Here is a 25,049-nt window from a genome sequence, read left to right as displayed (position 1 = left end):
TTCCATGAGCGAACCGAAACAAACCACCTCTCCTCGCGACTTCGCCGGCTATCGCGGCAAGCCGCCACATGCACGCTGGCCGAACGGCGCGCGCGTCGCGGTGTCGCTGGTGGTGAATTTCGAGGAGGGCTCGGAGTTCTCGATCAACGACGGCGACGCCGGCAACGAGGCGATCTACGAAGTCGTACACAAACTCGACGGCCCCGATAGCTGCATCGACAGCCATTTCGAATACGGCACGCGCGCTGCGTGGTGGCGCATCATGGACCTGTTCGACGCGCACGGCGTCAAGGCGACCGTGAGCTCCTGCGGCCGCGCGGTCGAGCGCTCACCTGAGCTGGCGCGCGATGCGATCGCGCGTGGCCACGAGGTCTCGGCGCATGGCTGGCGCTGGCAGAGCCACGCCGACATGGATGAGGCGACCGAGCGCGAGGTCATCGCGAAGACGGTGGCGGCAATCGCGCGCGTCACGGGACAGCGCCCGGTCGGCTGGCACACCCGCTCGGCGACCTCGCCGAACACGCGCCGCCTGCTGGTCGAGGACGGCGGCTTTCTCTACGACAGCGACGCCTATAACGACGACCTGCCCTATTACAGGGGCGTCTCGGGCAAGCAGCACCTGGTGCTGCCCTACGCCTTCGACACCAACGACATGCAGTATTACAACGCCTCGCGCTTCAGCGGCGCGGACTTTGCCGATTATGTCATTGATGCATTCGAATGGCTGAAGCGCGAAGGCGAGACCGCGCCGAAGATGATGTCGATCGGCCTACATCTACGCATGATCGGACGGCCCGGCCGCATCGGTGCGCTGGACCGGATCCTCGCGCACGTCACAAGGAGCGGCGTCGCGTGGATCGCGCCGCGCGCGGCGATTGCGCGGCACTGGCGAGAAGTGGTGCCGGCGAAGATCTGATCCTCGCCGGCTACCAGAGGCGCTTTACCAACCGCGATCGACGTTGCGCACTTCGCCGGTGCGGGCGTCCACATCGACCTCCATCCAGCGGCCGGTGCGGTCGCGGCCTTCGATCTGCCATTCGTCGCCGGCGAACTCGGTGTGCGAGATGGTCATGACGCCGATATCGGTGGCGACGTCGAGCGCGGCCTGCATCGAGATCTGGTCGCCGCTGTCATAGGCCAGCGCCGGCGCCGCTGTTCCAAGGCCGATTGCGACGATGGCCGGCAAGATGAGTTTCCGCATTTGGTGCTCCTGTCGGATACGTTGACCGTTACGCCGCTAAGAACGGATAACGCCGCGGGACGTTCCGGAACCGGGAGTCACGAAGCCGCGCAAATCTTCGGCGGTTGCGGCGATTTGGTGGCGGTTGTCTGGCAGGTGTTTCGCTTCCGAGGGCTGCGATGGCGCCGTTGAGGTACGGCGCCTCAACAAGCACCGTCATTGCGAGCGCAGCGAAGCAATCCAGGATCTCTCCGCGGAGGGATCCTGGATTGCTTCGTCGCAAGAGCTCCTCGCAATGACGAGTTCTTGGTTAGCGTCGCCTGCCAAGCTGCCCACAGCGCCATGGGTCCCGGCTCTGCGCAGCAACGCTTGCGCGTTGCGGCGCGTCCGGGACACGAGAGCGCTCTAAACCCCCGCCACCGAGGTCCACACGTCCGCGAGCTTGCGCCGCAGCGCCTGCCGGCGGGTCAGCGGTGGCGGCGTCTCGTCTTCTTCGGGCAGGCGCAAGCCGACGACGTTGACGCGGCCGCCCGAGATGCTGCGCGCGACCAGCACGATCTCGTCCAGCGCAAGCTCGGCCCCCTCCTTCGGCGCGCGGTCGAGATGGACGTCGAAATAGTCGGCGAGCGTGAGCTTGGCCTCGTCCTCGCTGACCTTGACGCCGTAGATCTCCGCAAGCTCGGCCAGCGTGTGCTCGCCCGAGACCATGAAGTCGCCGAGCAGATGCGGATCGGGCGCCGAGCTCGGCTGCATGTCGACGAAGAAGCGGTCGAGCGAGTCCGCCTTTTCCGGCGGGGCCAAGAGGTAGATGTAGTCGCCGGGCGCGATCGGTTCGGCTTCCGCCGGCGTCAGGATGTTCTCGTTGCGAATCACCAGCGTCGGCTTCGACCAGGACGGGATCAGGCCGCGCCGGAAATACAGGCTCTTGGACCGCACCGAATAGCCGACGAGCTGCTGCTCGAGCTGGCCGGGCAGGTCGAGCTCGACGCGGCGCGGGCCGCGCTCGGTGCGCGGCAGCGCGACGTGCAGCTTGCGTGCGGCCGGCGCCAGCGTCCAGCCCTGCAGCAGCAGCGAGATGATGACGACGACGAAGGCGACGTCGAAATAGAGATAAGCCTTCGACAATCCGACCAGCATCGGGATCGAGGCCAGGAAGATCGCGACAGCACCGCGCAGGCCGGTCCAGGCGATGAAGATCTTTTCGCGCCAGTTGAAGCGGAACGGTGCGAGGCACACGAACACCGCGAGCGGCCGCGCGATCAGCATCAGCACGAATGCGACGGCGATTGCAGGAAGAGCGCTGGCGCCGAGCCGGCTCGGCGAGACCAGAAGGCCGAGCAGCACGAACATCACGATCTGCGCCAGCCAGGTCGCGGCATCGAGGAAGGCGACCACCGAATTATGCGCGCGCGTCGGGCGATTGCCGATGATGATGCCGGCGAGATAGACGGCGAGGAAGCCGGAGGCGTGCATGATCTGCGAGCCGCCGAAGATCACCAGCGCGCCCGTGGTCACGAACGGCGCGTGCAGGCCCTGCGGCAGCGCCACCTGGTTGAGCGCGATGACGACCAGACGTCCGCCGATCACGCCGACGACGGCGCCGAGCACCGCCTCCTGGACGAACTCCATCACCACATGCCCGGCCGAGCTCGAGCCCAGCGAGATATATTCGACCAGCATCAAGGTGAGGAAGATCGCGAAGGGATCGTTGGTGCCGGATTCGGCCTCCAGCGTCGCGCCGACGCGCGGGCGCAGGCGCAGGCCCTGCGTGTGCACCAGCAGGAACACCGCGGCGGCATCGGTCGAGGCGACCACGGCGCCGACCAGCAGCGACTCCGCCCAGTTGAGGTCGAGCGCGAATTTGGCGAACGGCGCCGTCACCAGCGCGGTCAGGAGCACGCCGGCGGTGGCGAGCACCACCGATGGCGCGAGCACGGTGCGGATGCTGGCGAAGCGCGTCTTGAGGCCGCCGTCGAACAGGATCAGGGCCAGCGCCACCGAGCCGACCAGATAAGTGGTGCGGACGTCGTCGAACTGGAGCTGCCCGGGGCCGGAATCGCCCGCGAGCATGCCGATCAGAAGGAAGACGAGCAGCAGGGGCGCGCCGAAGCGCAGCGCGAGCAGGCTCGACAGGATGCCCGCCATGACGAGGACGGCGCCGAGTAATATGGCGAGGCTGACAGAGTCGAGAGAGGCCATCCACCTTCCGGGTACAAATCGCTGGAATTGCATCCATATCGTCGCCGCACCGGCGCGCCAACCCATTTTCGCCCGCTCGCGGCAATCTGCCCGTATTTTGCGGCCTTAACGCGCCTCACTTCGCGGTGTATCGATGGTCCGGCCGTGCCCTTTGTGGGATTCTGCGGCGCCTTCGAATCAATCCCACGACCCGCCTCCCGACGAGACCTTTCCGACGAGACCTGCCGATGGATATGAAAGACTTCATGGAGTTCGTGCAGACCACCGCACGCAGCGTCGGGGCGGAAATCGCGTCACCCTGGTTCTACCTGCAATTCGGCCTGATGCTGATCGCAGCCGGCATCGCCTATGCCGCGGAAGCGACCATCCGCAACCGCATCGACATGAGTTCGCTGGCGATGCGCTGGCCGCTGCCGCTCCGGCACTTCGCCCGGGTCATGCTGGCGAGCGCCTCGACGGCGGTGTTCACCCTGCTCGTGATCATCTCGCGGGTGGCGATGTACCACGCGACCTGGCCGAGCCGCTCTTATCTGCTGATGGTCGCGGCCAAGCTGGGCTTCGCCTGGCTCGCGATCCGGCTCGTGACCTCGGTGCTGCGCAACGCCTTCATCGTCAAGCTGGTGTCGATCACGGCGTGGTTCGTGGCGGCGCTGTCCATCATCGGCCAGCTCGATGCCACCGTCGAGCTGCTCGATTCCGTCGCGATCGTGCTCGGCGGCCTCAGGCTGACGCCGCTCTTGGTGATCAAGGCCGGCGCGCTCCTGCTGATTGCGCTCTGGCTCACCAACATCGCCAGCAATTTCGCCGAGAGCCGGATCAACTCGACCACCGATTTGACGCCGTCGGTGCAGGTGCTGCTGGTCAAGATCATCCGCATCGGCCTGCTTGCGGTCGCGATCGTGATCGCGCTCGGCGCGGTCGGCATCGATCTGTCGGCGCTCGCGGTGTTCTCCGGCGCGGTCGGCGTCGGTATCGGTATCGGCCTGCAGAAGATCGTCGCCAATTTCATCTCGGGCATCATCCTGCTCGCCGACAAATCGGTGAAGCCGGGCGACCTCGTCACCATCGGCGACAATACCGGGCGCATCAGTGCGATGAAGACGCGCTATATTTCCGTCGCCGCCGGCGACGGCCGCGAGTTCCTGGTGCCGAACGAGGATCTGGTGACGCAGAAGGTCGTCAACTGGACCTATACCGACAAGAACACGCTGGTGAAGATCGCCTTCGGCACCAATTACGACGCCGATCCCCGGCTGGTCACCAAGCTCGCCGCCGAGACCGCCGCCGCCCATCCGCGCGCGACCAAGGGCAAGCCGCCGAACAGCATTTTGACCGAGTTCGCCGAGGCCGGGATGAAGTTCTCGCTGACCTTCTGGATCGCGGACCCCGACGGCATGGACAACGTCAAAAGCGACGTGATGCTGGCGCTGTGGGACGCTTTCAAGCGCGAGGGCATCCGGGTTCCCTACCCGGTCCGTGAAATCCGCCTCCGCGGCGGCGCCCTGCCGGTCGAAACCACCGTAGAAGTCCCGAGTTAGGCCCGCTTTCGGGCGCAAACGGCACGCTCGGCTTGCATGAAGGCCCGCGATCATTAGATTAGGGCCTGAAATCAAGCCCTTCCGCCGACATCGAGCCCGCAAAGACACCACACGCATGAGCTACGTCGAAGCCACCGATACCTCCCTGCGCAAGACCGGACAGATCAAGCTGCATGGGCCGGGCGCCTTCGCCGGCATGCGCAAGGCGGGAGCGCTGGTGGCGAAGTGCCTCGACGAGCTCACCGACATCGTCGGCCCCGGCGTGCCGACCGAGCGCATCGACCAGTTCGTCCGCGACTTCGCCTTCAGCCATGGCGCCTTTCCGGCGACGCTGATGTATCGCGGCTATCGCTATTCGACCTGCACCTCGCTCAACCACGTGGTCTGCCACGGCATGCCGGGCGACCGTCCGCTGAAGGAAGGCGACATCGTCAACATCGACGTCACCTTCATCGTCGATGGCTGGTACGGCGATTCCAGCCGGATGTATGCGGTGGGCCCGATCGCCCGCAAGGCCGAGCGGCTGATCGAGGTTACCTATGAAGCCATGATGCGCGGCATCGCCGCCGTGAAGCCGGGCGCCACCACCGGCGACATCGGCCACGCCATCCAGAGTTTTGTCGAGCCGCAGGGCATGAGCGTGGTGCGCGATTTCTGCGGCCATGGCTTGGGGCGCATGTTCCACGACGAGCCGAACATCATCCATATCGGCCGCCCCGGCGAGGGCGTGCAGCTCAAGCCCGGCATGTTCTTCACCATCGAGCCGATGATCAATCTCGGCAAGCCGCACGTGAAGATCCTCTCCGACGGCTGGACCGCTGTCACCCGCGACCGTTCGCTGTCGGCGCAGTTCGAGCACTCCGTCGGCGTCACCGCCACCGGCGTCGAGATCTTTACGCTGTCGGAGCGACACGGCGAGAAGCAGATCGGGTGATTGCTGATCGCCTCGGCTAGCGCCGGCGGCGGAATGACGACGGTGCGCGCTTGTAGGTCGCGGCAAAGGCATCGTTGAAGCGACGCACACTGCCGAAGCCGGCCGCAGACGCAATCTCCGCCAGCGTCATCTCGCTCTGGTCGATCAGGCGCTTGGCCTCCTGCACGCGCCGCGTCGCCGCGATCTCGCTCGGGCTCGCGCCGGCATGGCGCATGAACAGGCGCAGCAGATGGCGCGGCCCGACGCCAAGCGCCTCCGCAAGCTCCGCCATCGATGCCCGATCCAGAAAGCCGTCATTGATCAGGCGCATCCCGCGCGCGACCGTGGTGGCCGTGCCCATCCAGGCAGGCGAACCCGGCGCCGTTTCCGGCCGGCAGCGCAGGCACGGGCGAAAGCCGGCCCGCTCGGCCGCGGCCGCTGTCGCATAGAAGGTGACATTCTCGGAACGGGCGGGACGGACGGGGCAGACCGGCCGGCAATAGATGCGCGTCGAGCGCACGCCGGAGAAGAACAGGCCGTCGAACGCGCGGGCACGCGCGAGCCGTGCCCGGTCGCATGTGTCCCAATCGAGATGCGGTGGCAGCGTTTGCCGATGCGTCGAGCCTGTTGCCATGAGGCAAGGATAGTGTCCGCGCGACGCGCCGAGTAGCCGAAATCGGACTCGGTCGGGCGATGAGGTCCGAATCCGGCCAGCCTGCGCCGCCACGCCGGATCATGGTTCCGGTCCATCCAGGAGCAGATTCGCATGAGCATGCAGGCGCAACGAACGACGTCAGGACAAACCACTGTCGCATTCGAGATCAGGCTTTTGCTGCTGCTCTCGCTGATCTGGGGCAGCTCGTTCACGCTGATCAAGCTCGCGATCCCGACGATCCCGCCATTCACGATGGTTGCCGCACGCGTGGCGATCGCGGCCATTCTCCTGGTCGTGATCGCACGCGCGCAGGGACACGCCCTTCCCAGGCAAGGCTCGGTGTGGGCAGCTTTCTTCGTGCAGGGACTGCTGCAAAGTGCTTTGCCGTTCACCCTGATCAGCTGGGGCGAGGCTCATATCCCGAGCGGTCTCGCCGGCGTGCTCAATGCGACCCCGCCGATGTTCGTGCTTGCGATCGCGCTGGTCACCGGGCGCGGACGGCAGACCGTCAGCGGCTGGAAGATCATCGGCGTCTGTCTCGGCCTCGCCGGCGTCGCGATCACGATGGGTCCCGATGCGTTGTCCGGGATCGGCACTTCAGCACCGCTGGCGCAGGCGGCCGTGCTGGGCGCGAGCCTGTGCTATGCGCTCGCGCCGATATGGGGGCAGCGGTTTTCAAAACTTCCCGCGATCGTCGCGGCGGCCGGGGCCATGAGTTGCGCCGCGACCCTGATGCTGCCGGCAGCCGCGGTGATCGAGCAGCCATGGGCGCTGCCGTCCCCACCCGCCGACGCAATCGCAGCAGTCATCATCCTCGCCGTGATCTGTACCGCCATTGCGATGGTGATCTATTTCCGGCTGATCCGCACGCTCGGGCCGCTCGGCACGACCAGCGGCAGCTATTTGCGCGCAGGATTCGCGGTGGCGCTCGGCATCGTTTTTCTCGGCGAGCGCTTTACCTGGTCCGGTCTCGCCGGAATGACGGTCATCCTCGCCGGCGTGATTGCCGTCACCATGCCGCTGCCGCCGCGACGCGCCAAAGAGCCGGCCGGCTGATTGTCGCCGCCCTTCAAACTCCGACGCCGGGACCAGCGGGCCGCACCGCAATTGACGGTTGCAAAAGCGCGATCCCGCAGCGATGCTGGCGGCCGATGCCCGCCAAAACCGACCACGACAAGAGCAAGCCGGAGGACACGCCGCACTATCACGGCCATCGCGAGCGGCTGCGCGAGCGCTTCTACAGCGCCGGCGCGGATGCGCTCAGCGACTACGAGCTCCTCGAGATGGCGTTGTTTCCGGCGCTGCCGCGGCGCGACACCAAACCGCTGGCGAAGATCCTGATCAAGACGTTCGGCTCGTTCGCCGAGGTCGTTCATGCGCCGGTGGCGCGGCTGCGCGAGATCGACGGCATTGGCGAGGCCGCGGTCCACCAGCTCAAGCTGATCGCGGCGGCAACGCATCGCGTCGCCAAGGGCGGGGTCAACAGCCGCAACGCGCTGTCGTCCTGGAACGAGGTGATCGACTATTGCCGCTCCAGCATGGCGTTCTCGGACAAGGAGCAATTCCGCCTGCTGTTCCTCGACAAGCGCAACCAGCTCATCGCCGACGAGGTGCAGCAGACCGGCACCGTCGACCACACCCCGGTCTACCCGCGCGAGGTCATCAAGCGCGCGCTGGAGTTGTCGGCGACCGCCCTCATTCTCGTGCACAATCACCCCTCAGGCGATCCCTCGCCCTCGCAGGCCGACATCCAGATGACGAAAGCGATCATCGACATCGCAAAGCCGCTCGGCATCGCCGTGCACGATCACATCATCGTGGGCAAGAGCGGGCATGCGAGCCTGCGGGGAATGCGGTTGATTTAGAATCGCCAATCAGGTGGCAAGAACGGCATGAGCGACTGGCTGCACAATCTACCGGATGAGCGCGGCAAGCCATGGACGATCAGCTGCCTCACCGAACGAGCTGCCAGCCCTTCGGCGTCCAGCGCAGCAAGCTCCCGGACAACGGCTTCGGCGCGCGCGCAATGAGGTTCTTCGCAAGTGTCCGCAGCGCGTCGAGCGCGGCACTGCTGTCTTCGCTTGCATAAACCACGAGATCCGGCGATGGCGCCGCGACGATCAGCACACCGCTCTGGGCTTGCGCCAGCGGGGCCCAGCTGTCGATCAGCGCAAGCCGGCTCGTCTGGTAGTAATCTCCCGTCACCGTGCCGAATTGTCCCGATGGCACCGGCTTTGCGACGGTCGTGAGCGGCTTCACGCTGCTGCGCAGATTGGCAATGGCGATGTCGAAGACCTGGTCCGATGTCAGGCCGAGCGCAGCACGATCCTTGTCATTGAACACCCTGACCGCCCGCGGCGAATCCAGCACCGGGACGATCACCAGCCCCTCGGCCAGGGGCCGCATCAGGGCCGGCCCGCGCGCATCGACCTCCCGAAGCGCCTGCCGCATGCTGTCGGCCGAGCGCACGACCACGCGAAGGGCCGCCTTGGTCGGGGGATCGTTCCGGCTGCTCGTCGTTGCCTTGATGCCGCTGACATAGGTGCCGATCTCCTTGCTGCAGGCGCTCGCGTTGGCCTTGCAGAAGGCGTAGATGCGATCGAGGTTGGCTTGCAGAGGGCCGATCGACAGTGTCAGCGGGCCCTTGATCGCGACGGGGGTGTCACGGATCTCGGCGCGGATGCGCTCGGCCACGAAGGCGGTAAAGGCGGGTTCGTCGGCCGGAATCTGTTGCGCCCGGGCAACTCCGGCCCCGGCGAGATCGCCGGCCATCATCGCGGCGATCAGCCACCGGCATAAGCGAGATCGGAAATGCATGCGATCCACCACCTCGGGATGGCGGCTCGCCGGCCGGCATCACCCCTCCCCCAATTTCGCCGGCCGCCGTCGATCCCGGAACGCCGGCGGCAGATCGATCAATAGCAATAACGCTGATCGACCCGGACATAATAGCCGTCAGGGCGCTGCATGTAGCAGCCGCGCTGATAGGCATAGTAGCCGGCGCGGCGGCGCTCGCCTTCGGAGGCGATCGCGGCGCCCGTGCCGGCACCGACGACGGCGCCGATGGCAGCGCCGCGGCCTCCGCCAAGCGCGCCACCGAGGATCGCCCCGCCGACACCTCCGATGATGGCGCCGCCGACGGCATCCTGGGCCGCCGCTTCATGCACCGGCACCGCCATCGCAACGCTCAGGCACAGCGCCATTCCAACAGCTCGAAGCATTCCGCATCCTCCAGATAGGTGCTGACAGTCATAGCGTTCGGGACGATGTCCAGCCAGACCCATTGTCGTGGGCCGCCTCAGACCGAGGGGCCTTTGTCCAGGGCAAAGGAGAGCACGATCGCGTCCGGCGTCTGCTTGAATTCCCTGGTCACCGCCTCGCGCACAAGGCCGGCGAGATCACCGATCGACTTGGTCTGGTAGAGACGCGGAAACAGGACGGTCACCGATGCGAGGCGTCCGTTACGCCAGTTGAAACCGACCCGCGGCCTAATGCCTGTCGACTGCTCGAGATCGCCCTCGACGGCCTGGGCCTGCTGCATCCCTTCCTTCAGTGCGCCGATAGCATCGCAGCCGGAGAGGGCAAGGGCGAGAACAAGGATGACGACGGCTCTGAACATCGAGGGACCTGTATGAAATTTAGATTCTATGTAAGATTGTACCTAACGTAGCACGCAACATAATGAGCGGACCACGAAAAATACGCGGCGCTGCAGGATGTTGCAAAAGGTTGATGGTGAGAACACCAGGCCGGCTGCGACGCTGGCCTGCCGCAAACGCGGTTACGGTTCGATCCAGCGCTGCACGGCCTCGGCGGTATCAGCGGGCATGGTGTTGAAGCAGATCGCGGCATCCGGCGCGAGACGGTGGACGAGGTTGAGCACCTTCTCGAACAGCAGCAGGCGCTCGTTCGGCTCGCGCAGTCCCGCGCCGATCACGATGCAGTCGAAGCGCTCGTCGCGCAGCGCGGCCGTGACGCCGGCTTCCGCCGTCACGTCGAGATCGATCAGGCAGCTCGTCACCTCGAAGCCGAGACCGCGCAGGCGCAGCAATTGCGCCTCGATATAGTTGCGCACGAGCGCCGGCGTGAGCTGCGGGAATGCGCTGTAATCCGCGTTGCCGGGTTCGATGCCGATCGCGAGGACGCGCTTGGCCATGCGGGGCCTCCTTACCAAACCATCTACATTGCTAACGGATGGCCGGCGTCACCGTTCCCCGACCTGCAATCGCAGGCTGCGTCGATCGGCCCGCTAAATCTGTAAGCCATTTCATACGGCCGGGATCGGCAACCTGCCACATTCCGTCGGATCACGCTGGGGTCACGCCCTGCTCACGGCGCCTGACCCATATCTGGCTTGCATGAGATTTCGATAATCCATCAATTTGCGGGAGCCAAACATGGTGTCGTTCGAGAACATCAAAGCCGAATACGAGCGAAACTGGTCCAACATGAGGATCAGGCCGGCGCGCGTCGAGGTTGCCAACGAAACGGCGCGCAAGGCGCTCAGGGGCAAGGACATCTACAAGCAGATCGAAGAGCGGACCGGGGTGAAGTGGCATGTCGTCGCACTGTTTCACTCGCGCGAATCCGATTTCGATTTCGACACCTATCTCGGCAACGGCCAGTCGCTCCACCGGGTGACAACCATCGTCCCCAGGGGACGCGGCCCGTTCGCGTCGTTCGTCGACGGCGCCGTGGACGCGCTCCAGCTCGAGGGCTTCGTCGGCGCACGCGACTGGGGCATCGCGAAAACCCTGTTCCGGCTGGAGAAGTTCAACGGCTTCGGCTATCGCGGCCGTGGGGTGAGCTCGCCCTATCTCTGGGGCGGCTCGAACATCTACGGGCCGCCCGAGCAACGAGCCGGCAAATTCGTCTCTGACGGCGTGTTCGATCCGAACAAGGTCGACCCGCAACTCGGGGCCGCGGTGATCCTTCAGGCAATGATGGCGCTCGATCCCTCGATCACGCTCGACGATGCCCCGTCGTCGCCGGGTCATATCGAGCCGGAGGAAAGCCTGGCGCCGATGGCGCTGCTGATGCAGCAGTCGCTCAACAAGCTCGGCGCCAATCCCCCGCTGGAGGAAGACGGCATCGTCGGACCGAAGACCAAGGCGGCGGTGTTGCAGTTTCAGGTGCAGCATGGCCTGAGCGACACCGGGATCCTCGACAACGCGACCACCGCCGCCATCACGCGGGCGGCACAGCAATCGACAACGGCTGCGGCGCCGACGGACCTGTCTCCCGTTCTGAGGCGTCTGGAAGATCTGGTGGTGCTGTTTCAACCCGGACAGAGACTACCGACACCGCCGGTTACGCCGGCGCCCGCGCCCAGCGACCCGATCAATCTGCTCGAACGGTTGATGATGCTTGTCAACAGGACCGGCACGGTACCCGGGACCGCGACGACCCAGCCCGGCGCGCCCAGCACCGCGCCCGTCGATCAGTTGAAGCAGGTGATCGACCTGATCAGCGCGCTGCTCAACAAGGACGGCAAGCCCGTGCTCGGCCAGGTCAACGGCGCGCTCGGCGAAACCATCGGCAAGTTGCTCGACGGCAAGAAGACGGCGATCGGTCTCGGCGGCTCGGTGCTCACCGCGCTGCTCTCGTCGGTGACGGCGAGCCCGAATGCTGGCGGCATCGCCGGACTGCTCGGAACGATCGTGTCGGCGGTGCCGGGCCTCGGCCAGTTCGCGATGCCGATCTCGCTGGCGCTCACGGCCTGGGGCGTGCTCGGCAAGCTGGAGAAATGGGCGCAAGGCACCGCGCCGCCGCCCAAGCAGACGACGTGAGTTGCGGCCATCCTTCGAGACGCCCGCCTGCGGCGGGCCCTCAGGATGACGTCGCGTTCGCGGCGAGATGTCAGACCCTCATGGTGAAGAGCCCGCCGCAGGCGGGCGTCTCGAACCATGCAGGCCGAGCATTTCCGCGGCGCCTACTGCCGCAGCATGATCAAGGGATCGGCGGTGTCAGGGACGCGCCGCCATTGCGCGTTGTCATCGGCTTCGAACTGCCAGACGTCGCCAGACTTCGACATCAGGATGATCTGGCCGCGCTCGAGCCGCCATTGCGTCGGGTTGAACTGCGCGATGACCGGATCGCATTTGGGCTTGAGGAAGACCTGGAAATTGTCGGGCCCGGCCTCGGTATTGGTCAGCGTCAATCCGCACACCGGCTGGCCGTTGCCGCGCACCATCGACCAGTCGCCGATCATCTGGTCCATCGACTTCGCCATCGAGCGGGCGGCGGCGAGATCCTGCAGGATGTAGACGCCCTCGCCCTGCCGCAGTCCCTCGAAGATGCCGGCCTCGACCTCGGTGAAGTCGATCACCGCCTCGCCGGTCGTATCCTGCAAGCGGACGATGTCGAGGCCCCTGACGCTCCAGGCGACGATGTCCTTGGTGAAGGGCAGCGCGGTCTTGCAGGCCGGCTCGAGCTCCAGCTTGAATCCATGGCCGGCGGCATCACCCTTGAGGGTGACGACGCAGGTCTTGCTGCGCTCGGTGGTCGAGAGCTCCCACTGCCCGAGCATCTCCTTCTTCAGGGTCGTCACATCCTGCGCACGCGCAGGGCCGATCGCGGCAGCACATGCTGCGATGACGAACGCGACGACCCGAAGAACTCGCATCAGCACCCCTTGAACGGCGTTTCGGCAACCGGCGTCAGCGGCGCCTTGCCTGAGAACCATGACTTGAGATTGTCGACCACGAGCTGGTCCATGGCGTTGCGCGTCACCACCGAGGCCGAGCCGATATGCGGCAGCAGCACGACGTTCTGCATGGTCTTGAGCTCATCCGGCACGTTCGGCTCGGCCGCGAACACGTCGAGACCGGCGGCGAGGATGGTGCCTGATTTCAGCGCCTGGACCAGGGCCTGCTCGTCGACCACCGAGCCGCGCGCCACGTTGACCAGCACGCCGCGCGGGCCGAGCGCCTTGAGCACCTCGGCATTGACCATCTTGTTGGTGCTGGCGCCGCCGGGCACAATCACCATCAGCGTGTCGACCGCCTTCGCCATCTCGATCAGGTCAGGGTAGTGCTTGTAGGAAACGTCCTTGGACGGATTGCGCGAGTGATAGACCACCGGCACCAGCGAGGCATCGAGCCGGCGCGCGATGGCCTGGCCGATGCGGCCCATGCCGACGATGCCGACCTTGCGGTCACGCAGCGAGCCGACGCTGAGCGGATAGTTCTGGGTCTGCCAGAGACCTGAGCGCACATAGCGGTCGGCCTTGATGAATTCGCGCACGGTCGAAATCAGCAGGCCCATCGCGACGTCGGCGACCTCCTCGGTCAGCACGTCGGGCGTGTTGGTGACGATGATGTTGTGCTCGGCCGCGTATTTGGCGTCGACATGGTCGTAGCCGACGCCGAAGCTCGCCACCATCTCGATCTTGGGCAGTTGAGACAGCGAATCCTTGTCGGCGCGCACGGTGTGATAGGTCACCGCGACGCCGCGGATCTTTTCGCGGACCGCCGGCGTCAGCCGCTCGAGGTCACCGCGCGTCTCGGCCCTGTGCACGACGAAATGATCGGAAAACCCGTTCTCGAGGATCGGCCGGACCGGTCCATAAATCAGAAGATCGATCTTGTCGGACGAAATCGAACCGGTAGACATCAGCTTTCCTTTCCAAGCGCGCTCTCATGCCAGCGCCGTAAAACGAGGTGGGAAACTAGCGCCAGCACCCCATAGATGACAATCCCGGCCAGCGACAACAACAGCAGCGCGGCGAACATGCGGGGTATGTTCAACCGGTAGCCGGATTCGGCGATCCTGTAGGCAAGTCCCGAGCCGGCACCGGCCGTGCCGGCCGCAATCTCGGCCACGACAGCGCCGATCAGCGACAGACCGCCGGCGATGCGCAGGCCACCGAGAATATAGGGCAGCGCCGCCGGCAGCTTCAGGAAACGCAGGGTCTGCGGAGGGGACGCGCCATAAAGCTGGAACAGGCCGGCAAGGTTGCGATCGACCGAATTCAGCCCCAGCGTGGTGTTGGACAGCACCGGGAAAAAGGCGACGATGAAGGCGCAGACCACGACCGCGGTCTGCTGCTCCAGATAGATCAGGAGCAGCGGTGCAATCGCGATCACCGGCGTCACCTGGAGCACGACGGCATAGGGGAACAGCGAATATTCGACCCATTTCGACTGGTTGAACAGCAGCGCCAGCGCGATGCCGCCGATGCTGGCGGCGGCGAAGCCTTCAAGTGTCGTCAAAAGCGTGGTCGCGAGCGATTGTGACAGCACCGCCCAGTCCTTGATCAGTGTCAGGACGATGACGGACGGCGCCGGCAGCACATAAGGCGGGATCTCCCTGATGCGGACCACGAGCTCCCAGACCGCAAGTCCCGCCGCGAACACGATGACGGGCAGCACGAAGCGCATCGCGCGCTGCACGCCTGACGGCTTTGCGGTGACGGCAGCCGGCGCATTCATAGCGTCGACTGCCCCGAATAGGACGGCGCAAGCGCGGCCGACACTTTCCGGCAATAATCGGAATAGGCGGCCGAGGTGCGAAATTCCTCACCGCGCGGCTCGACCGTCTCGATGCGGATATCGGCCTGGATGCGGCCGGGCCGCGCCGTCATGACCACCACGCGCTGCGACAGATAGACGGATTCGAACACCGAATGGGTGACGAAGATGACGGTCTTGCCAAGGCTGCGCCACAGCGCGAGCAGATCGTTGTTGAGGCGGAAGCGCGTGATCTCGTCAAGCGCCGCGAACGGCTCATCCATCAGGAGGATGTCGGGGTCGGTGACGAGCGCGCGCGCCAGCGACACCCGCATCTTCATGCCGCCGGACAGCTCGCGCGGATAGGCCTCGGCGAAGTCGGCAAGGCCGACACTGGCGAGCGCCGCGTCGGCCCGCGCGCGCCCCTCGGCCTTCGGCACGCCGCCGAGCTTCAGCGGCAGCCGCACGTTCTCGCGCACGCTCGTCCAGGGCATCAGGGTCGGCTCCTGGAACACGAAGCCGATGCCGTGGCCGGGCTGCGCCTCGCCTTCATGGCGCGCCACCCGCACGATGCCCGATGACGGCGCGCTGAGCTCTGCAATGATGCGCAGCGCGGTCGACTTGCCGCAACCGGACGGACCGAGCAGCGAGATGAACTCGCCCTTGCGCACGGCAAGATCGAGCGGCCCGAGCGCCACGACGCCGTTATCATAGGCCTTCGTCACGCCACGCAGGCTGACGGCGAGAGCCGTCAGGCTGGCCTCGACGGCGGACGAGGTTTTGACAGCAGACATTTTGATCGCAGACTTGGAGTTTGCGTTACGGCTTGCTCGGGCGCAGCTCGACGCCGACGCCCTTGTTGACGAAGCGCAGCGTGTAGGACTTGCGGAAATCCAGATCGGCCTTCACGACCCCCGCCTTCACCATCTTGTTGAAGAAGGAGGTATAGCGCTCGTCGCTCATCGCGCCGATGCCATTCTTCAGGGAGTCGCCGGAATCGACGATGCCGTATTGCTTCATCTTGGCGACGGAATAGGCGAGCAGATCGTCGGTCATCTCCGGGTTGAGCTTCTTGATCATGGCATTGCCGGCGGAATTGTCGCCGTAGATGTAATTGTACCAGCCGATCATGGAGGCATCGACGAAACGCTGCACCAGGTCCGGCTTCTTCTCGGCGACGTCGCGGCGGGTCTCGATCAGGGTCGAATAGGTGTTGAAGCCGTAATCGGCGAGCAGCAGCACGTTGGGCTTGAAGCCGGCGGCCTTCTCGACCGCGAAGGGCTCGGAGGTGACGTAGCCCTGCATCGCGCTCTTGGGATTGGCGATGAAGGGCTGCGGATTGAAATTGTAGGGACGGACGTTCTTCTCGTTGAAGCCGTATTCGGACTTCAGCCACTGGAAATAGCTGGTCATGCCCTCCTTGGAGACGAACAGCGTCAGCGGCTTGAGGTCCTCGATCTTGCCGACCTTCGCATCGGGCTGCGTCAGCATCACCTGCGGATCTTTCTGGAAGACCGCGGCGATGGTGACGACGGGAACGTCGTTGGCGACCGCGTCGAACGACATCAGGGTATTCGCGGCCATGAAGAAATCGATCTTGCCGGCGATCAGGAGCATCCGGTTGTTCTCGTTCGGACCGCCGGGAACGATGGTGACGTCGAGGCCGTATTTCTTGTAGGTGCCGTCGGCGACCGCCTGGAAGAAGCCGCCATGCTCGGCCTCGGCGACCCAGTTGGTGCCGAAGGTGACCTTGTCCAGCGTCTCGGCCCGCGCCGGCGCGCCCGCGACGAGCACGGGACAAAGGGCAACCGTTAACGCTCGCCAGAGATGGATGAGGCGCATGATTGGACTCCGTCGATCATTCCGGCCCATGATATCAAGATATTCGGGGACGCGAGCCGGCCGAGCCCGCATCCCCTGATAACCTCAAACTACGTGACAAAATTGGGCAAAGAAACCTCCAAAGAACTCTCGACGACGCCATCCCGCGACTGGATCGACATCGACTGGGCCAATGCGAGCCCTGCGGATATGTCGCGCTGGATCGCGGTGCTGCCGCTGGCGGCCACCGAGCAGCATGGCCCGCATCTGCCGCTCACGACCGACGTGCTGATCGCGGACGCCTATCTCGCGCGCGTGCGCGCGGTTTTGCCCAAACATGTTCCGGCCAGTTTTCTTCCCGTTGAACCGATCGGCATCTCCACCGAGCATATCGATTATCCCGGCACGCAGACGCTGCCGAACGACGTAGCGCTGAAGCGATGGACGGGGATCGGCGAGGACGTCGCGCGGCGCGGCGTGAAGAAGCTCGTGATCATCACCAGCCATGGCGGCAACACCGCGGCGATGATGCTGGTCGCGCAGGATCTGCGCGCGCATCACAAGCTCTTCGTAGTGACGACGTCGTGGTCGCGGCTGTCGGGCGCGGAGAAATTGTTCCCGGCCGAGGAGGTGCGCCACGGCATTCACGGCGGCGCGGTCGAGACCTCGATCATGCTGGCGCGCTATCCCGAGCAGGTGCGCAAGGATGCGATCGCGGATTTTCCCGCGAGCAGCATCGCGTTGGAAAAACAATATCGCTGGCTGTCGACGCAGCGGCCGGCGCCGTTCGCCTGGCAGGCACAGGATCTCCACGCCAGCGGCGCGATCGGCAATGCGACGCTGGGCGTCGCGGAGAAGGGAGAGCAGCTGCTCGACCAGGGCGCGCGCGCCTTCTGCGAACTGCTCGAAGAGGTCGATAACTTCGACGTGAACAGGCTCGCCAAAGGCCCCCTCGGCTAGCTCTCATCCCACTGGAATCATTCAGAGAAAGATCTTCGCCCGGCACCGCCTTTGCGGCATTCGAACCGGACGCGAGGAGCCTCCGTCCAATTGGGCACGCGGGCCACAACGGGCCGCCTCAACCCGGATGGAGTTTCACATGTCGATCAAGACCAGGATTGCCGCCGTCGCTCTCGCTGCCCTCGCCGTCACCGGCAGCATCGTGTCCACCACCTCCTCGGCCGAAGCCAAGCAGCCCGGCTGGGTCTGGGGTGTGGGTGCCGGCATCGCCACCGCCGCCGTCGTCGGCTCCGCGATCGCCGCCAGCAACGATCCCTATTACTACGGCTATCATCGCTGCGGCTGGGTCGCCCAGTACAACGCTTTCGGCCAGTACGTCGGCCGCGTCCGCAGCTGCTACTGATTTGAGTATCTGAGGCCGATCTCACGTGGATCCCGCGTCCGACACGGGCGCCTCATCCACCCCGTGTCGTGCCCCCGACCCGCCCGGTTGTCCCCCCGGGCGGGTCATCCGTTTTGGGCCGGGGAATTTGTTGCAGTCCCGTCACAGAAGGGTGCGAACCATCACCTGCGGCAATGCACGCCAGTTGCTATTGCGAATTAATCGCAATAAGGTCCGCAACAAGCTCAGGAGCTTGGGAAGAAATCACGTCGAATCGAGATGATCTCGACCGATGCCGTGGACTTCCGGACCCTGATGACAGGGCCGCCGCGAATCGGCAGGGATATCGCGGCGAATGGGACACATTCGTTTGGGGGCGTGCGTTTTGACGTTGAGAGGTCACCGACACCGATATTTGCAGACGGCCGCGGCGATCGCCTCGGGCGTGCTGGTCCTGCCGGGTGCAAGCATTGCAGCGGATCTACCGCTCAAGGCGCGGGCACTGAGGTCCGTCTACGACTGGACCGGCTTCTATGTCGGCGGCCATTTCGGCTATGGCGACGCGGCCTTCGGGCCCGGCACCAACTCGCTGCCGCTGCAAGGCGTGATCCTGCCGCCCAGCGCCACCGGTCTCAGCGGCGGCTATCAGCTCGGCTATAATCGGCAACTCGCAAACCGCGTCGTGCTCGGCATCGAGGCGGACGCCACCTTCACCGGTCCGCGCGATGTCGTTGCGCATGAGCGGTCACCGGCGCCCTTCAACACCGCGATCGACTATGTCGGCACCGTGCGTGGCCGCATCGGTTATGCTTTCGACCGCTTCATGCCTTACGTCACAGGCGGTTTCGCCTGGGGCCACACGCATATCAACGTCAACGATGCCGACGGCGTCGCCGAGCTGTTTCCGGTCGGAAAGTATCAGGCCGGGTGGACTGCGGGGCTCGGTCTCGAATACGCCGTGAGCGGCAACTGGACGGCGAAAGCCGAATACGAATATGTCGACCTGTCGCGCCGGACTTACGACCTCAGCGGCTTTGGCCTCGGCAGCGTCAACGTCGATCCGCGCATCCATCTGTTCAAGCTCGGCCTGAACTACCAGTTCGGTGACACGCCGTGGATGCCCGCGGTTAACGGAAAAACCAAACTGCCTGAGTCCGGCGACTGGAACGTTCATGCGCAGACGACCGTGCTGCCGCAAGGTTACGGCCCGATCCACTCGCCCTATGCGAGCCCGCAGAGCCTTCCTGGCAGCGGCCAGTTTCAGGCGACGTGGACGACCACGGCCTTCCTCGGCGCGCGCTTGTGGGACGGCGGCGAGTTCTATTTCAATCCCGAGCTGGCACAGGGCTTTGGCCTCAACGGCACGCTCGGCCTTGCCGGCTTCTCCAACGGCGAAGCGCAGAAGGCGGGCGCGCCGTTCCCGAAGATCCGTGCGCAGCGTTACTACTTCAAACAAACTTTTGGTCTCGGAGGCGAGCAGGAAGAAGTCCCCGACGCCCCGAACCAGCTCGCCGGCAAGCGCGACATCGACCGCGTCACGCTGATCGTCGGCCGCTTTGCCATCGGCGACTTCTTCGACGGCAACTCATATGCAAAGGACCCGCGCGCCGATTTCATGAACTGGGCGATGTGGGCTTCGGGCGCTTACGATTTCCCTGCCGACCTTCCCGGCTACACGCGCGGCGCCGTGGTCGAGCTCAATCGCAGGGACTGGGCCGTGCGCGGCGGACTGTTCCAGGTCCCCAACGCGCCCAACAGTGATACGCTGGTCTACAAGACGGGCGGCGCGGTCGTCGAGTTCGAGGAACGTCATTCGATCTTCGATCAGCCGGGCAAGTTGCGTGTGGGCACGTTCTACAACAGCGGCAACACCGCCAGCTATCGCGAGGTGCTGGAGCAGGCCGCCGCCAATCCCGCGCTCGACATCAACGACATCGCGACCGCGAACCAGCGGATCCGGTCGAAATACGGCTTCTACGTCAATCTCGAGCAGCAGCTCGTCACCGACGTCGGGCTGTTCGCGCGGGCAAGCTGGAACGACGGCCAGAACCAGATCCTCTCCTTCACCGACATCGACCGCAGTCTTTCCGGCGGCCTGTCGATCAAGGGCAGCCGCTGGGGCCGGCCGGACGACACGGTCGGCATCGGCGGCGCCATCAACGGCCTGTCGGCCGCGCATCGCGATTTCCTCGCCGCCGGTGGCGTCGGCCTCCTGATCGGCGACGGCCAGCTCAACTATCGCACCGAGCGCATCCTCGAGGCCTACTACGCCTATTCGGTGCTCAAGGGTGTCACCCTCACGGCCGATTATCAGCTGATCGTCAATCCGGCCTACAATGCCGACCGCGGGCCGGTCTCGATCTTCTCGGGCCGCCTGCACGCCGAATTCTGAGCGGCGCGGGGCGGTTCCGGTGCGACAATTTGGGCGGGAACCGGGCAAACCGCATAGGGAATTTATATATAAGGGGGCCTGGTCCGGCGTCCGCCGGATCAGATACCCCTTTCCCTAGAGCGCAATGCTATCCGTCGAACTCATCATCGTCGTCGTCCTGATCGTCATTAACGGCCTGCTGTCCATGTCGGAGCTGGCCGTGGTCTCGTCCCGCCCGGCCCGGCTATCGCTGCTCGCCGCCAGGGGCGTCCGCGGCGCCGAGCGGGCGCTGACGCTGGCCGCCGATCCCGGCAAATTCCTCTCGACGGTGCAGATCGGCATCACGCTGGTCGGCGTGCTTTCGGGCGCGTTCTCCGGCGCGACGCTCGGGCAACGGCTGACGCAATGGCTGGTCGAGATCGGCATGTCCGCAGGCATCGCCGACATCGTCGGCGTAGGCATCGTCGTCACCCTCATCACCTATGCGACGCTGATCGTCGGCGAGCTGGTGCCGAAGCAGGTGGCGCTGCGCGACCCCGAGAGCATCGCGGTGAAGGTCGCACCGGCGATGCACCTGCTTGCGAAAATATCGCTGCCGCTGGTGTTCCTGCTCGATCTCTCGGGCAGGGTGATCCTCACGCTGCTCGGCCGCGGCGGCAAGGCCGAGGAGAAAGTCTCGGAGGACGAGATCCATCACCTCGTCAACGAGGCCGAGAGCGCCGGCGTGCTCGAGCCCGGCGAGAAGGAGATGATCGCCGGCGTGATGCGGCTCGGCGACCGTCCGGTCGGCGCCGTCATGACGCCGCGCACGGACGTCGACGAGATCGATCTGAACGATGCGCCGGAGGCCATTCGCGAGATCATCGTGAAGAGCCCGCATTCGCGCTTTCCCGTCTCGGACGGCGATCGCGACAAGCCGATCGGCGTGCTCCAGGCCAAGGACCTGCTGATCGCCTATATGAACGAACGCACGCCGGACCTGCGCGCGCTGGTACGCGAGGCGCCGGGCATTCCGGCCTCGGCAGATGCGAGGGACGTGCTGGCGATCCTGAAGGCGGCGCCGGTCCACGTCGGCCTCGTCTACGACGAATACGGCGCCTTCGAAGGCATGGTGACCGCCGCCGACATCCTCGAGTCGATCGTCGGCGCCTTCCACTCCGAGGAAGGACCGCCGGAGCCGGCTTATGTCAGGCGCGCTGACTCCTCGCTGCTGATTTCCGGCTGGATGCCGGTCGACGAGTTCGGCGAACTGCTCGGCATCGAGCTGCCGCCGCACCGCTACAACACGGTGGCGGGCCTGGTGCTGCAACAGTTCAGCGTGCTGCCCAATGTCGGCGATGCCTTCGACTTCGCCGGCTGGCACATCGAGGTGGTCGATCTCGACGGACGGAGGATCGACAAGATTCTGGCGAGCCGGCTGGGCGAGCAGGCGGCAGCGTAAGCCAAACGCCGCCCCTCACCCGAACCTCACGCCGATCCGCTTTTCCTTGCGCCAGACCACGGTGCAGGACAGATGCTTTCCATCGGCCTGGACGAACAGGGTGAAATGCTCGGGAATGCCGACGGGGCTGGTGACGTCGAGGGCCGCACCGGTGTCCGAGAGATTCCGCACCGTGCAGTCGATCGCGCCGCCGCCGAACTCGATCGTTCCGGCCTTGAGCACGCGATGCCTGGCTCTGTTGCGTCGCTCGTCCATCCGGACAATCTACACCCAAAGCTGACACAGACCTTAAGGCGTGGCCTCACTCCCCAGCAATTCAGACTGGCGCCGGTCATGCCGGAGCCCGACACCTCACATTGCCGGCTGGAACGTCTCCGCCCGCGCCATCCGCCAGGCGTCCCGGAACCGCGGGTCTTCGGTGCCTTCCAGCAACTCGCCCGGGCGCAGCGCCGGATAGAGCTGGGCGAAGGATTTGACGTCGGTCGTCGAGGTGCGCTGGGTGAAGTGGATCGGGCGCAGCTGCTGCGGGTGTTCGAGGCCGGCAGCAGCGATCAGCTCGGTCAGCGAGTGCAGCGTGGCGTGGTGATAATTGTGCACGCGGTCGATCTTGAGCGGCACGTAGAGCGCGCGCGCCCGGGTCGGGTCCTGCGTCGCGACGCCGGTCGGGCAGCGGTCGGTGTGGCAGCTCAGCGACTGGATACAGCCGAGCGAGAACATGAAGCCGCGTGCCGAGTTGCACCAGTCCGCGCCGATCGCCATCGCGCGCGCCATGTCGAAGGCGGTGGCGATCTTGCCGGACGCGCCGATCTTGATGCGGTCGCGCGCATTGATGCCGACCAGCGCGTTGTGGACGAAATTGACGCCCTCCCGCATCGGCATGCCCAGATGGTCCATGAACTCCAGCGGCGCAGCACCAGTGCCGCCCTCATTGCCGTCGACGACGATGAAGTCAGGATAGATGCCGGTCTCCAGCATCGCCTTGCAGATCGCCAGGAACTCCCAGGGATGGCCGATGCACAGCTTGAAGCCGGCCGGCTTGCCACCGGAGAGCTTTCGCATCTCGGCGATGAACTGCATCATGCCTGTTGGCGTCGAGAAGGCACGGTGCGAGGCGGGCGAGATGCAGTCCTCGCCCATCGAGACGCCGCGGATCTTCGAGATCTCTTCCGACACCTTCGCCGCCGGCAGCACGCCGCCGTGACCGGGCTTGGCGCCCTGGCTGATCTTCAGCTCGACCATCTTGATCTGGTCCTGGCTCGCGACGCGCGCGAAGGCCTCAGGGTCGAAGGTGCCGTCGAGGTGACGGCAGCCGAAATAGCCGGAGCCGATCTCCCAGATGATGTCGCCGCCCATCTCGGCGTGATAGGGGCTGAAGCCGCCCTCGCCGGTGTCATGCGCGAAGCTGCCCTTCCTGGCGCCGGCATTGAGCGCGCGCACCGCGTTCGGGCTGAGCGCGCCAAAGCTCATCGCGGAGATGTTGAACACCGAGGCCGAATAGGGCTTTGCGCAATCGGGCCCGCCGACGGTGATGCGGAATTTCTCCTCGGCATGCGTCTTCGGCGAGACCGAGTGATGCATCCACTCATAGCCCTCGCGATAGACGTCCTCCTGGGTGCCGAACGGGCGCTTGTCGAGCTCCATCTTGGCGCGCTGGTAGACCACCGCGCGAGTGTCGCGCGAGAACGGCATGCCGTCCTTCTCGCTCTCGAAGAAATACTGCCGCATCTCCGGGCGGATCTCTTCGAGCAGGAAGCGGATATGCGCCGAGATCGGGTAGTTGCGCAGCACCGCGTGGCTCTTCTGCAGCAGATCGCGCACGCCGAGCAGGGTGAGCGCGCCGAAGATCAGGATCGGGATCAGCATGATGTCGAAGATCTTGCGGTCGGCAATGCCGATGCCGATCAGCAGCGCCGTGACGACCGCACAAATCGTCATCACGATGAAGCGCGGAGAGAACGGCAGCAGCAGGGTTTCCACCAGCCCTTCGGGCGAAGCTTGCGTCTTGTTATCGTTGGCCACCACCACATCCCTCTCGTCAGAATGACGGGGTAAGATACGCCCGCGCCACGTCCATGGATATGACGCGGAGCTGGCTTGAGGCTACCGAATCCCGCCGCCGCAAATCAATCCGCCGGATGACCTGCTTTGAAGGACCTGCTTTTGCAGTGCAATAGACTCAAATGAAATGACAAATCAGTGACCGCGATCAATGGCCAGATCAATGGCCGTGCGGCTGCGCCTCGTGCGGGATCACGCCGTGCTGCTCGAGGCCACCCCGTTCCAGCCAAGCATCGGTGCTCGCGACCGCCCGCTCGATATGGTCGTCGGTGCGCGAGAAATCGTAGGGAGAGCCCACCAGCGGACACAGCGGCGGCACCACGACATATTCGATGTCGGAGGCGACCCCTTCGAGCTCGGCCACCAATTGCCGCGCGATCAGCAGCGTCAGCGCGTGCAGGGCATTGGCGACCGCGCCCACCGGCGGATCCTTCACCGCGCAGGCGTGCCCCGTCGGCAGCACGACCAGGCGCTTTGCGCCCTTCTGGATCGCGACCCGGACCGGCGTGTTGGAGGAGAGCGCGCCATCGGCCAGGAAGCGTTCGCGGTAATAGACCGGCGAGAACGCGCCGGGGATCGCGGTGGATGCCAGGATCGCCTCCGTCGCCGAGCCCTCCGACAGCACCACGCTCTCGCCGGAGACGAAATCCGTGGTGACGATGTGCACCGGCAGCGTTGCATCCTCGAGGTTGCGATAGGGCAGATGGTCCTCGATCAGCTTGCGAATGCCGTCATGGGGAATCAGGAAATCGCGCCGCCACATGAATCCGGCGAGGCTTCGCCAAGTCACCGGAAACACGTCGTGGCGTTTCAACCCGCGCCAGAGCGCTTCGAGCCAGAGCACGCCCTTGAGGGTGGGATCGCCGGCGTAATAGGCGCCGTTGATCGCACCGACGCTGGAGCCGACCACGAGATCGGCGACGACCCCGTGCCGCGCCAGCGAATGCATCATCCCGACCTGGATCGCCCCAAAGCTGCCGCCGCCCGCCAGCACGAAGGCAGTCGGTTTCGGCGCCCGGCCATGGTCGATCACGGACAAGATTGGTGCAGCTCCCCCGCCTCTCGCATTGCAACATCGCGG

General features: G+C 65.3%; 25 protein-coding genes. 10 read left to right on the top strand and 15 right to left on the bottom strand.

Annotation, left to right across the window (positions count from 1 at the left end; all coding sequences use genetic code 11):
• Positions 1–4 precede the first annotated feature (4 nt).
• Positions 5–916: a polysaccharide deacetylase family protein gene (locus RAD16_RS01330; protein ID WP_458156083.1), complete on the top strand. Its 912-nt coding sequence runs from the start codon at positions 5–7 to the stop codon at positions 914–916.
• A gap of 24 nt (positions 917–940) precedes the next feature.
• Here RAD16_RS01330 and RAD16_RS01325 read toward each other — a convergent pair whose 3' ends face one another.
• Complete coding sequence (locus tag RAD16_RS01325) at positions 941–1,201, bottom strand: PepSY domain-containing protein (protein ID WP_458156082.1); 261 nt, start codon at positions 1,199–1,201, stop codon at positions 941–943.
• 384 nt (positions 1,202–1,585) lie between these two features.
• Positions 1,586–3,379 (bottom strand): potassium/proton antiporter, encoded by a 1,794-nt coding sequence (locus RAD16_RS01320; RefSeq protein WP_458156081.1) that lies wholly within the window; start codon positions 3,377–3,379, stop codon positions 1,586–1,588.
• 221 nt (positions 3,380–3,600) lie between these two features.
• Here RAD16_RS01320 and RAD16_RS01315 point away from each other — a divergent pair, with 221 nt between their 5' ends.
• Both RAD16_RS01315 and map read left to right on the top strand, forming a co-directional pair.
• Complete coding sequence (locus RAD16_RS01315; RefSeq protein ID WP_458156418.1) at positions 3,601–4,917, top strand: mechanosensitive ion channel family protein; 1,317 nt, start codon at positions 3,601–3,603, stop codon at positions 4,915–4,917.
• Between the two features lie 115 nt (positions 4,918–5,032).
• Positions 5,033–5,851: a type I methionyl aminopeptidase gene (map, locus tag RAD16_RS01310; RefSeq protein WP_326903349.1), complete on the top strand. Its 819-nt coding sequence runs from the start codon at positions 5,033–5,035 to the stop codon at positions 5,849–5,851.
• A gap of 16 nt (positions 5,852–5,867) precedes the next feature.
• On the opposite strand, the gene RAD16_RS01305 is transcribed toward map, so the two are convergent.
• Positions 5,868–6,464: a bifunctional transcriptional activator/DNA repair enzyme AdaA gene (locus RAD16_RS01305; protein ID WP_458156080.1), complete on the bottom strand. Its 597-nt coding sequence runs from the start codon at positions 6,462–6,464 to the stop codon at positions 5,868–5,870.
• A 132-nt stretch (positions 6,465–6,596) separates the two neighbouring features.
• Between RAD16_RS01305 and RAD16_RS01300 the strand changes: the two genes are divergently transcribed.
• Both RAD16_RS01300 and radC read left to right on the top strand, forming a co-directional pair.
• Positions 6,597–7,541, top strand: coding sequence for a DMT family transporter (locus RAD16_RS01300; RefSeq protein WP_458156079.1), 945 nt, complete (start codon positions 6,597–6,599; stop codon positions 7,539–7,541).
• 95 nt (positions 7,542–7,636) lie between these two features.
• Positions 7,637–8,350, top strand: coding sequence for a RadC family protein (gene radC / locus RAD16_RS01295; RefSeq protein WP_458156078.1), 714 nt, complete (start codon positions 7,637–7,639; stop codon positions 8,348–8,350).
• A gap of 88 nt (positions 8,351–8,438) precedes the next feature.
• Here the strand turns inward: radC and RAD16_RS01290 are convergent, their stop codons facing one another.
• The 4 genes from RAD16_RS01290 to RAD16_RS01275 form a co-directional block, all read right to left on the bottom strand.
• A complete protein-coding gene (locus tag RAD16_RS01290) occupies positions 8,439–9,302 on the bottom strand; it encodes a hypothetical protein (RefSeq protein WP_458156077.1) in 864 nt (287 codons plus the stop codon).
• 98 nt (positions 9,303–9,400) lie between these two features.
• Positions 9,401–9,706, bottom strand: coding sequence for a YMGG-like glycine zipper-containing protein (locus RAD16_RS01285; RefSeq protein WP_458156076.1), 306 nt, complete (start codon positions 9,704–9,706; stop codon positions 9,401–9,403).
• Between the two features lie 77 nt (positions 9,707–9,783).
• Positions 9,784–10,104, bottom strand: a complete 321-nt coding sequence (locus tag RAD16_RS01280; RefSeq protein WP_458156075.1) for a hypothetical protein — start codon at positions 10,102–10,104, stop codon at positions 9,784–9,786.
• A 162-nt stretch (positions 10,105–10,266) separates the two neighbouring features.
• Positions 10,267–10,641 carry a hypothetical protein gene (locus RAD16_RS01275; protein ID WP_458156074.1) on the bottom strand — a complete coding sequence of 125 codons (375 nt, stop codon included), beginning with the start codon at positions 10,639–10,641 and terminating at the stop codon, positions 10,267–10,269.
• 241 nt (positions 10,642–10,882) lie between these two features.
• On the opposite strand from RAD16_RS01275, the gene RAD16_RS01270 reads away from it, so the two are divergent.
• Positions 10,883–12,274: a peptidoglycan-binding protein gene (locus tag RAD16_RS01270; RefSeq protein ID WP_458156073.1), complete on the top strand. Its 1,392-nt coding sequence runs from the start codon at positions 10,883–10,885 to the stop codon at positions 12,272–12,274.
• A gap of 143 nt (positions 12,275–12,417) precedes the next feature.
• On the opposite strand, the gene RAD16_RS01265 is transcribed toward RAD16_RS01270, so the two are convergent.
• Genes RAD16_RS01265 through RAD16_RS01245 form a run of 5 tightly spaced genes read right to left on the bottom strand, consistent with a single transcriptional unit; the run spans position 12,418 to position 16,777 of the window.
• A complete protein-coding gene (locus RAD16_RS01265) occupies positions 12,418–13,110 on the bottom strand; it encodes an AprI/Inh family metalloprotease inhibitor (protein ID WP_458156072.1) in 693 nt (230 codons plus the stop codon).
• Positions 13,110–14,099 carry a 2-hydroxyacid dehydrogenase gene (locus RAD16_RS01260; RefSeq protein ID WP_458156071.1) on the bottom strand — a complete coding sequence of 330 codons (990 nt, stop codon included), beginning with the start codon at positions 14,097–14,099 and terminating at the stop codon, positions 13,110–13,112. Before RAD16_RS01260 ends, RAD16_RS01265 begins: the two co-directional genes overlap by 1 nt.
• The gene (locus RAD16_RS01255; protein WP_458156070.1) at positions 14,099–14,917 is read right to left on the bottom strand and encodes an ABC transporter permease; all 819 of its coding nucleotides are present in this window, start codon (positions 14,915–14,917) and stop codon (positions 14,099–14,101) included. Before RAD16_RS01255 ends, RAD16_RS01260 begins: the two co-directional genes overlap by 1 nt.
• Positions 14,914–15,729: an ABC transporter ATP-binding protein gene (locus RAD16_RS01250; protein WP_458156069.1), complete on the bottom strand. Its 816-nt coding sequence runs from the start codon at positions 15,727–15,729 to the stop codon at positions 14,914–14,916. Before RAD16_RS01250 ends, RAD16_RS01255 begins: the two co-directional genes overlap by 4 nt.
• Before the next feature lie 25 nt (positions 15,730–15,754).
• The gene (locus tag RAD16_RS01245) at positions 15,755–16,777 is read right to left on the bottom strand and encodes an ABC transporter substrate-binding protein (protein ID WP_458156068.1); all 1,023 of its coding nucleotides are present in this window, start codon (positions 16,775–16,777) and stop codon (positions 15,755–15,757) included.
• A 102-nt stretch (positions 16,778–16,879) separates the two neighbouring features.
• Here RAD16_RS01245 and RAD16_RS01240 point away from each other — a divergent pair, with 102 nt between their 5' ends.
• From RAD16_RS01240 to RAD16_RS01225, 4 genes are all read left to right on the top strand, one after another.
• On the top strand, positions 16,880–17,716 hold the full coding sequence (locus RAD16_RS01240) for a creatininase family protein (protein ID WP_458156067.1): 837 nt from the start codon (positions 16,880–16,882) through the stop codon (positions 17,714–17,716).
• A 139-nt stretch (positions 17,717–17,855) separates the two neighbouring features.
• Positions 17,856–18,119: a hypothetical protein gene (locus RAD16_RS01235; protein ID WP_028170409.1), complete on the top strand. Its 264-nt coding sequence runs from the start codon at positions 17,856–17,858 to the stop codon at positions 18,117–18,119.
• Positions 18,120–18,453: 334 nt separating this feature from the next.
• Positions 18,454–20,490 carry a carbohydrate porin gene (locus tag RAD16_RS01230; protein WP_458156066.1) on the top strand — a complete coding sequence of 679 codons (2,037 nt, stop codon included), beginning with the start codon at positions 18,454–18,456 and terminating at the stop codon, positions 20,488–20,490.
• A gap of 124 nt (positions 20,491–20,614) precedes the next feature.
• Entirely contained in the window at positions 20,615–21,910 is a 1,296-nt protein-coding gene (locus tag RAD16_RS01225; protein WP_458156065.1) for a hemolysin family protein, read from the top strand.
• 15 nt (positions 21,911–21,925) lie between these two features.
• Here the strand turns inward: RAD16_RS01225 and RAD16_RS01220 are convergent, their stop codons facing one another.
• From RAD16_RS01220 to RAD16_RS01210, 3 genes are all read right to left on the bottom strand, one after another.
• Positions 21,926–22,165: a PilZ domain-containing protein gene (locus RAD16_RS01220; RefSeq protein WP_458156064.1), complete on the bottom strand. Its 240-nt coding sequence runs from the start codon at positions 22,163–22,165 to the stop codon at positions 21,926–21,928.
• A gap of 96 nt (positions 22,166–22,261) precedes the next feature.
• A complete protein-coding gene (locus RAD16_RS01215) occupies positions 22,262–23,887 on the bottom strand; it encodes an FMN-binding glutamate synthase family protein (RefSeq protein ID WP_458156417.1) in 1,626 nt (541 codons plus the stop codon).
• A gap of 241 nt (positions 23,888–24,128) precedes the next feature.
• Complete coding sequence (locus RAD16_RS01210; RefSeq protein ID WP_458156416.1) at positions 24,129–25,001, bottom strand: patatin-like phospholipase family protein; 873 nt, start codon at positions 24,999–25,001, stop codon at positions 24,129–24,131.
• Positions 25,002–25,049 lie beyond the last annotated feature (48 nt).

The sequence above is a fragment of the Bradyrhizobium sp. 18BD genome (assembly GCF_054185225.1).
This window is presented reverse-complemented; position numbering and strand designations above follow the sequence as displayed.

Coding starts and splice junctions, on each gene's coding strand:
- RAD16_RS01225 (WP_458156065.1), top strand. CDS start 20,615: ATGCTATCCGTCGAACTCATCATCGTCGTCGTCCTGATCGTCATTAAC.
- RAD16_RS01250 (WP_458156069.1), bottom strand. CDS start 15,729: ATGTCTGCTGTCAAAACCTCGTCCGCCGTCGAGGCCAGCCTGACGGCT.
- RAD16_RS01255 (WP_458156070.1), bottom strand. CDS start 14,917: ATGAATGCGCCGGCTGCCGTCACCGCAAAGCCGTCAGGCGTGCAGCGC.
- RAD16_RS01270 (WP_458156073.1), top strand. CDS start 10,883: ATGGTGTCGTTCGAGAACATCAAAGCCGAATACGAGCGAAACTGGTCC.
- RAD16_RS01220 (WP_458156064.1), bottom strand. CDS start 22,165: ATGGACGAGCGACGCAACAGAGCCAGGCATCGCGTGCTCAAGGCCGGA.
- RAD16_RS01265 (WP_458156072.1), bottom strand. CDS start 13,110: ATGCGAGTTCTTCGGGTCGTCGCGTTCGTCATCGCAGCATGTGCTGCC.
- RAD16_RS01275 (WP_458156074.1), bottom strand. CDS start 10,641: ATGGCCAAGCGCGTCCTCGCGATCGGCATCGAACCCGGCAACGCGGAT.
- RAD16_RS01260 (WP_458156071.1), bottom strand. CDS start 14,099: ATGTCTACCGGTTCGATTTCGTCCGACAAGATCGATCTTCTGATTTAT.
- RAD16_RS01320 (WP_458156081.1), bottom strand. CDS start 3,379: ATGGCCTCTCTCGACTCTGTCAGCCTCGCCATATTACTCGGCGCCGTC.
- radC (WP_458156078.1), top strand. CDS start 7,637: ATGCCCGCCAAAACCGACCACGACAAGAGCAAGCCGGAGGACACGCCG.
- RAD16_RS01300 (WP_458156079.1), top strand. CDS start 6,597: ATGAGCATGCAGGCGCAACGAACGACGTCAGGACAAACCACTGTCGCA.
- RAD16_RS01330 (WP_458156083.1), top strand. CDS start 5: ATGAGCGAACCGAAACAAACCACCTCTCCTCGCGACTTCGCCGGCTAT.
- RAD16_RS01245 (WP_458156068.1), bottom strand. CDS start 16,777: ATGCGCCTCATCCATCTCTGGCGAGCGTTAACGGTTGCCCTTTGTCCC.
- RAD16_RS01285 (WP_458156076.1), bottom strand. CDS start 9,706: ATGCTTCGAGCTGTTGGAATGGCGCTGTGCCTGAGCGTTGCGATGGCG.
- RAD16_RS01290 (WP_458156077.1), bottom strand. CDS start 9,302: ATGCATTTCCGATCTCGCTTATGCCGGTGGCTGATCGCCGCGATGATG.
- RAD16_RS01325 (WP_458156082.1), bottom strand. CDS start 1,201: ATGCGGAAACTCATCTTGCCGGCCATCGTCGCAATCGGCCTTGGAACA.
- RAD16_RS01305 (WP_458156080.1), bottom strand. CDS start 6,464: ATGGCAACAGGCTCGACGCATCGGCAAACGCTGCCACCGCATCTCGAT.
- RAD16_RS01235 (WP_028170409.1), top strand. CDS start 17,856: ATGTCGATCAAGACCAGGATTGCCGCCGTCGCTCTCGCTGCCCTCGCC.
- map (WP_326903349.1), top strand. CDS start 5,033: ATGAGCTACGTCGAAGCCACCGATACCTCCCTGCGCAAGACCGGACAG.
- RAD16_RS01230 (WP_458156066.1), top strand. CDS start 18,454: ATGGGACACATTCGTTTGGGGGCGTGCGTTTTGACGTTGAGAGGTCAC.
- RAD16_RS01280 (WP_458156075.1), bottom strand. CDS start 10,104: ATGTTCAGAGCCGTCGTCATCCTTGTTCTCGCCCTTGCCCTCTCCGGC.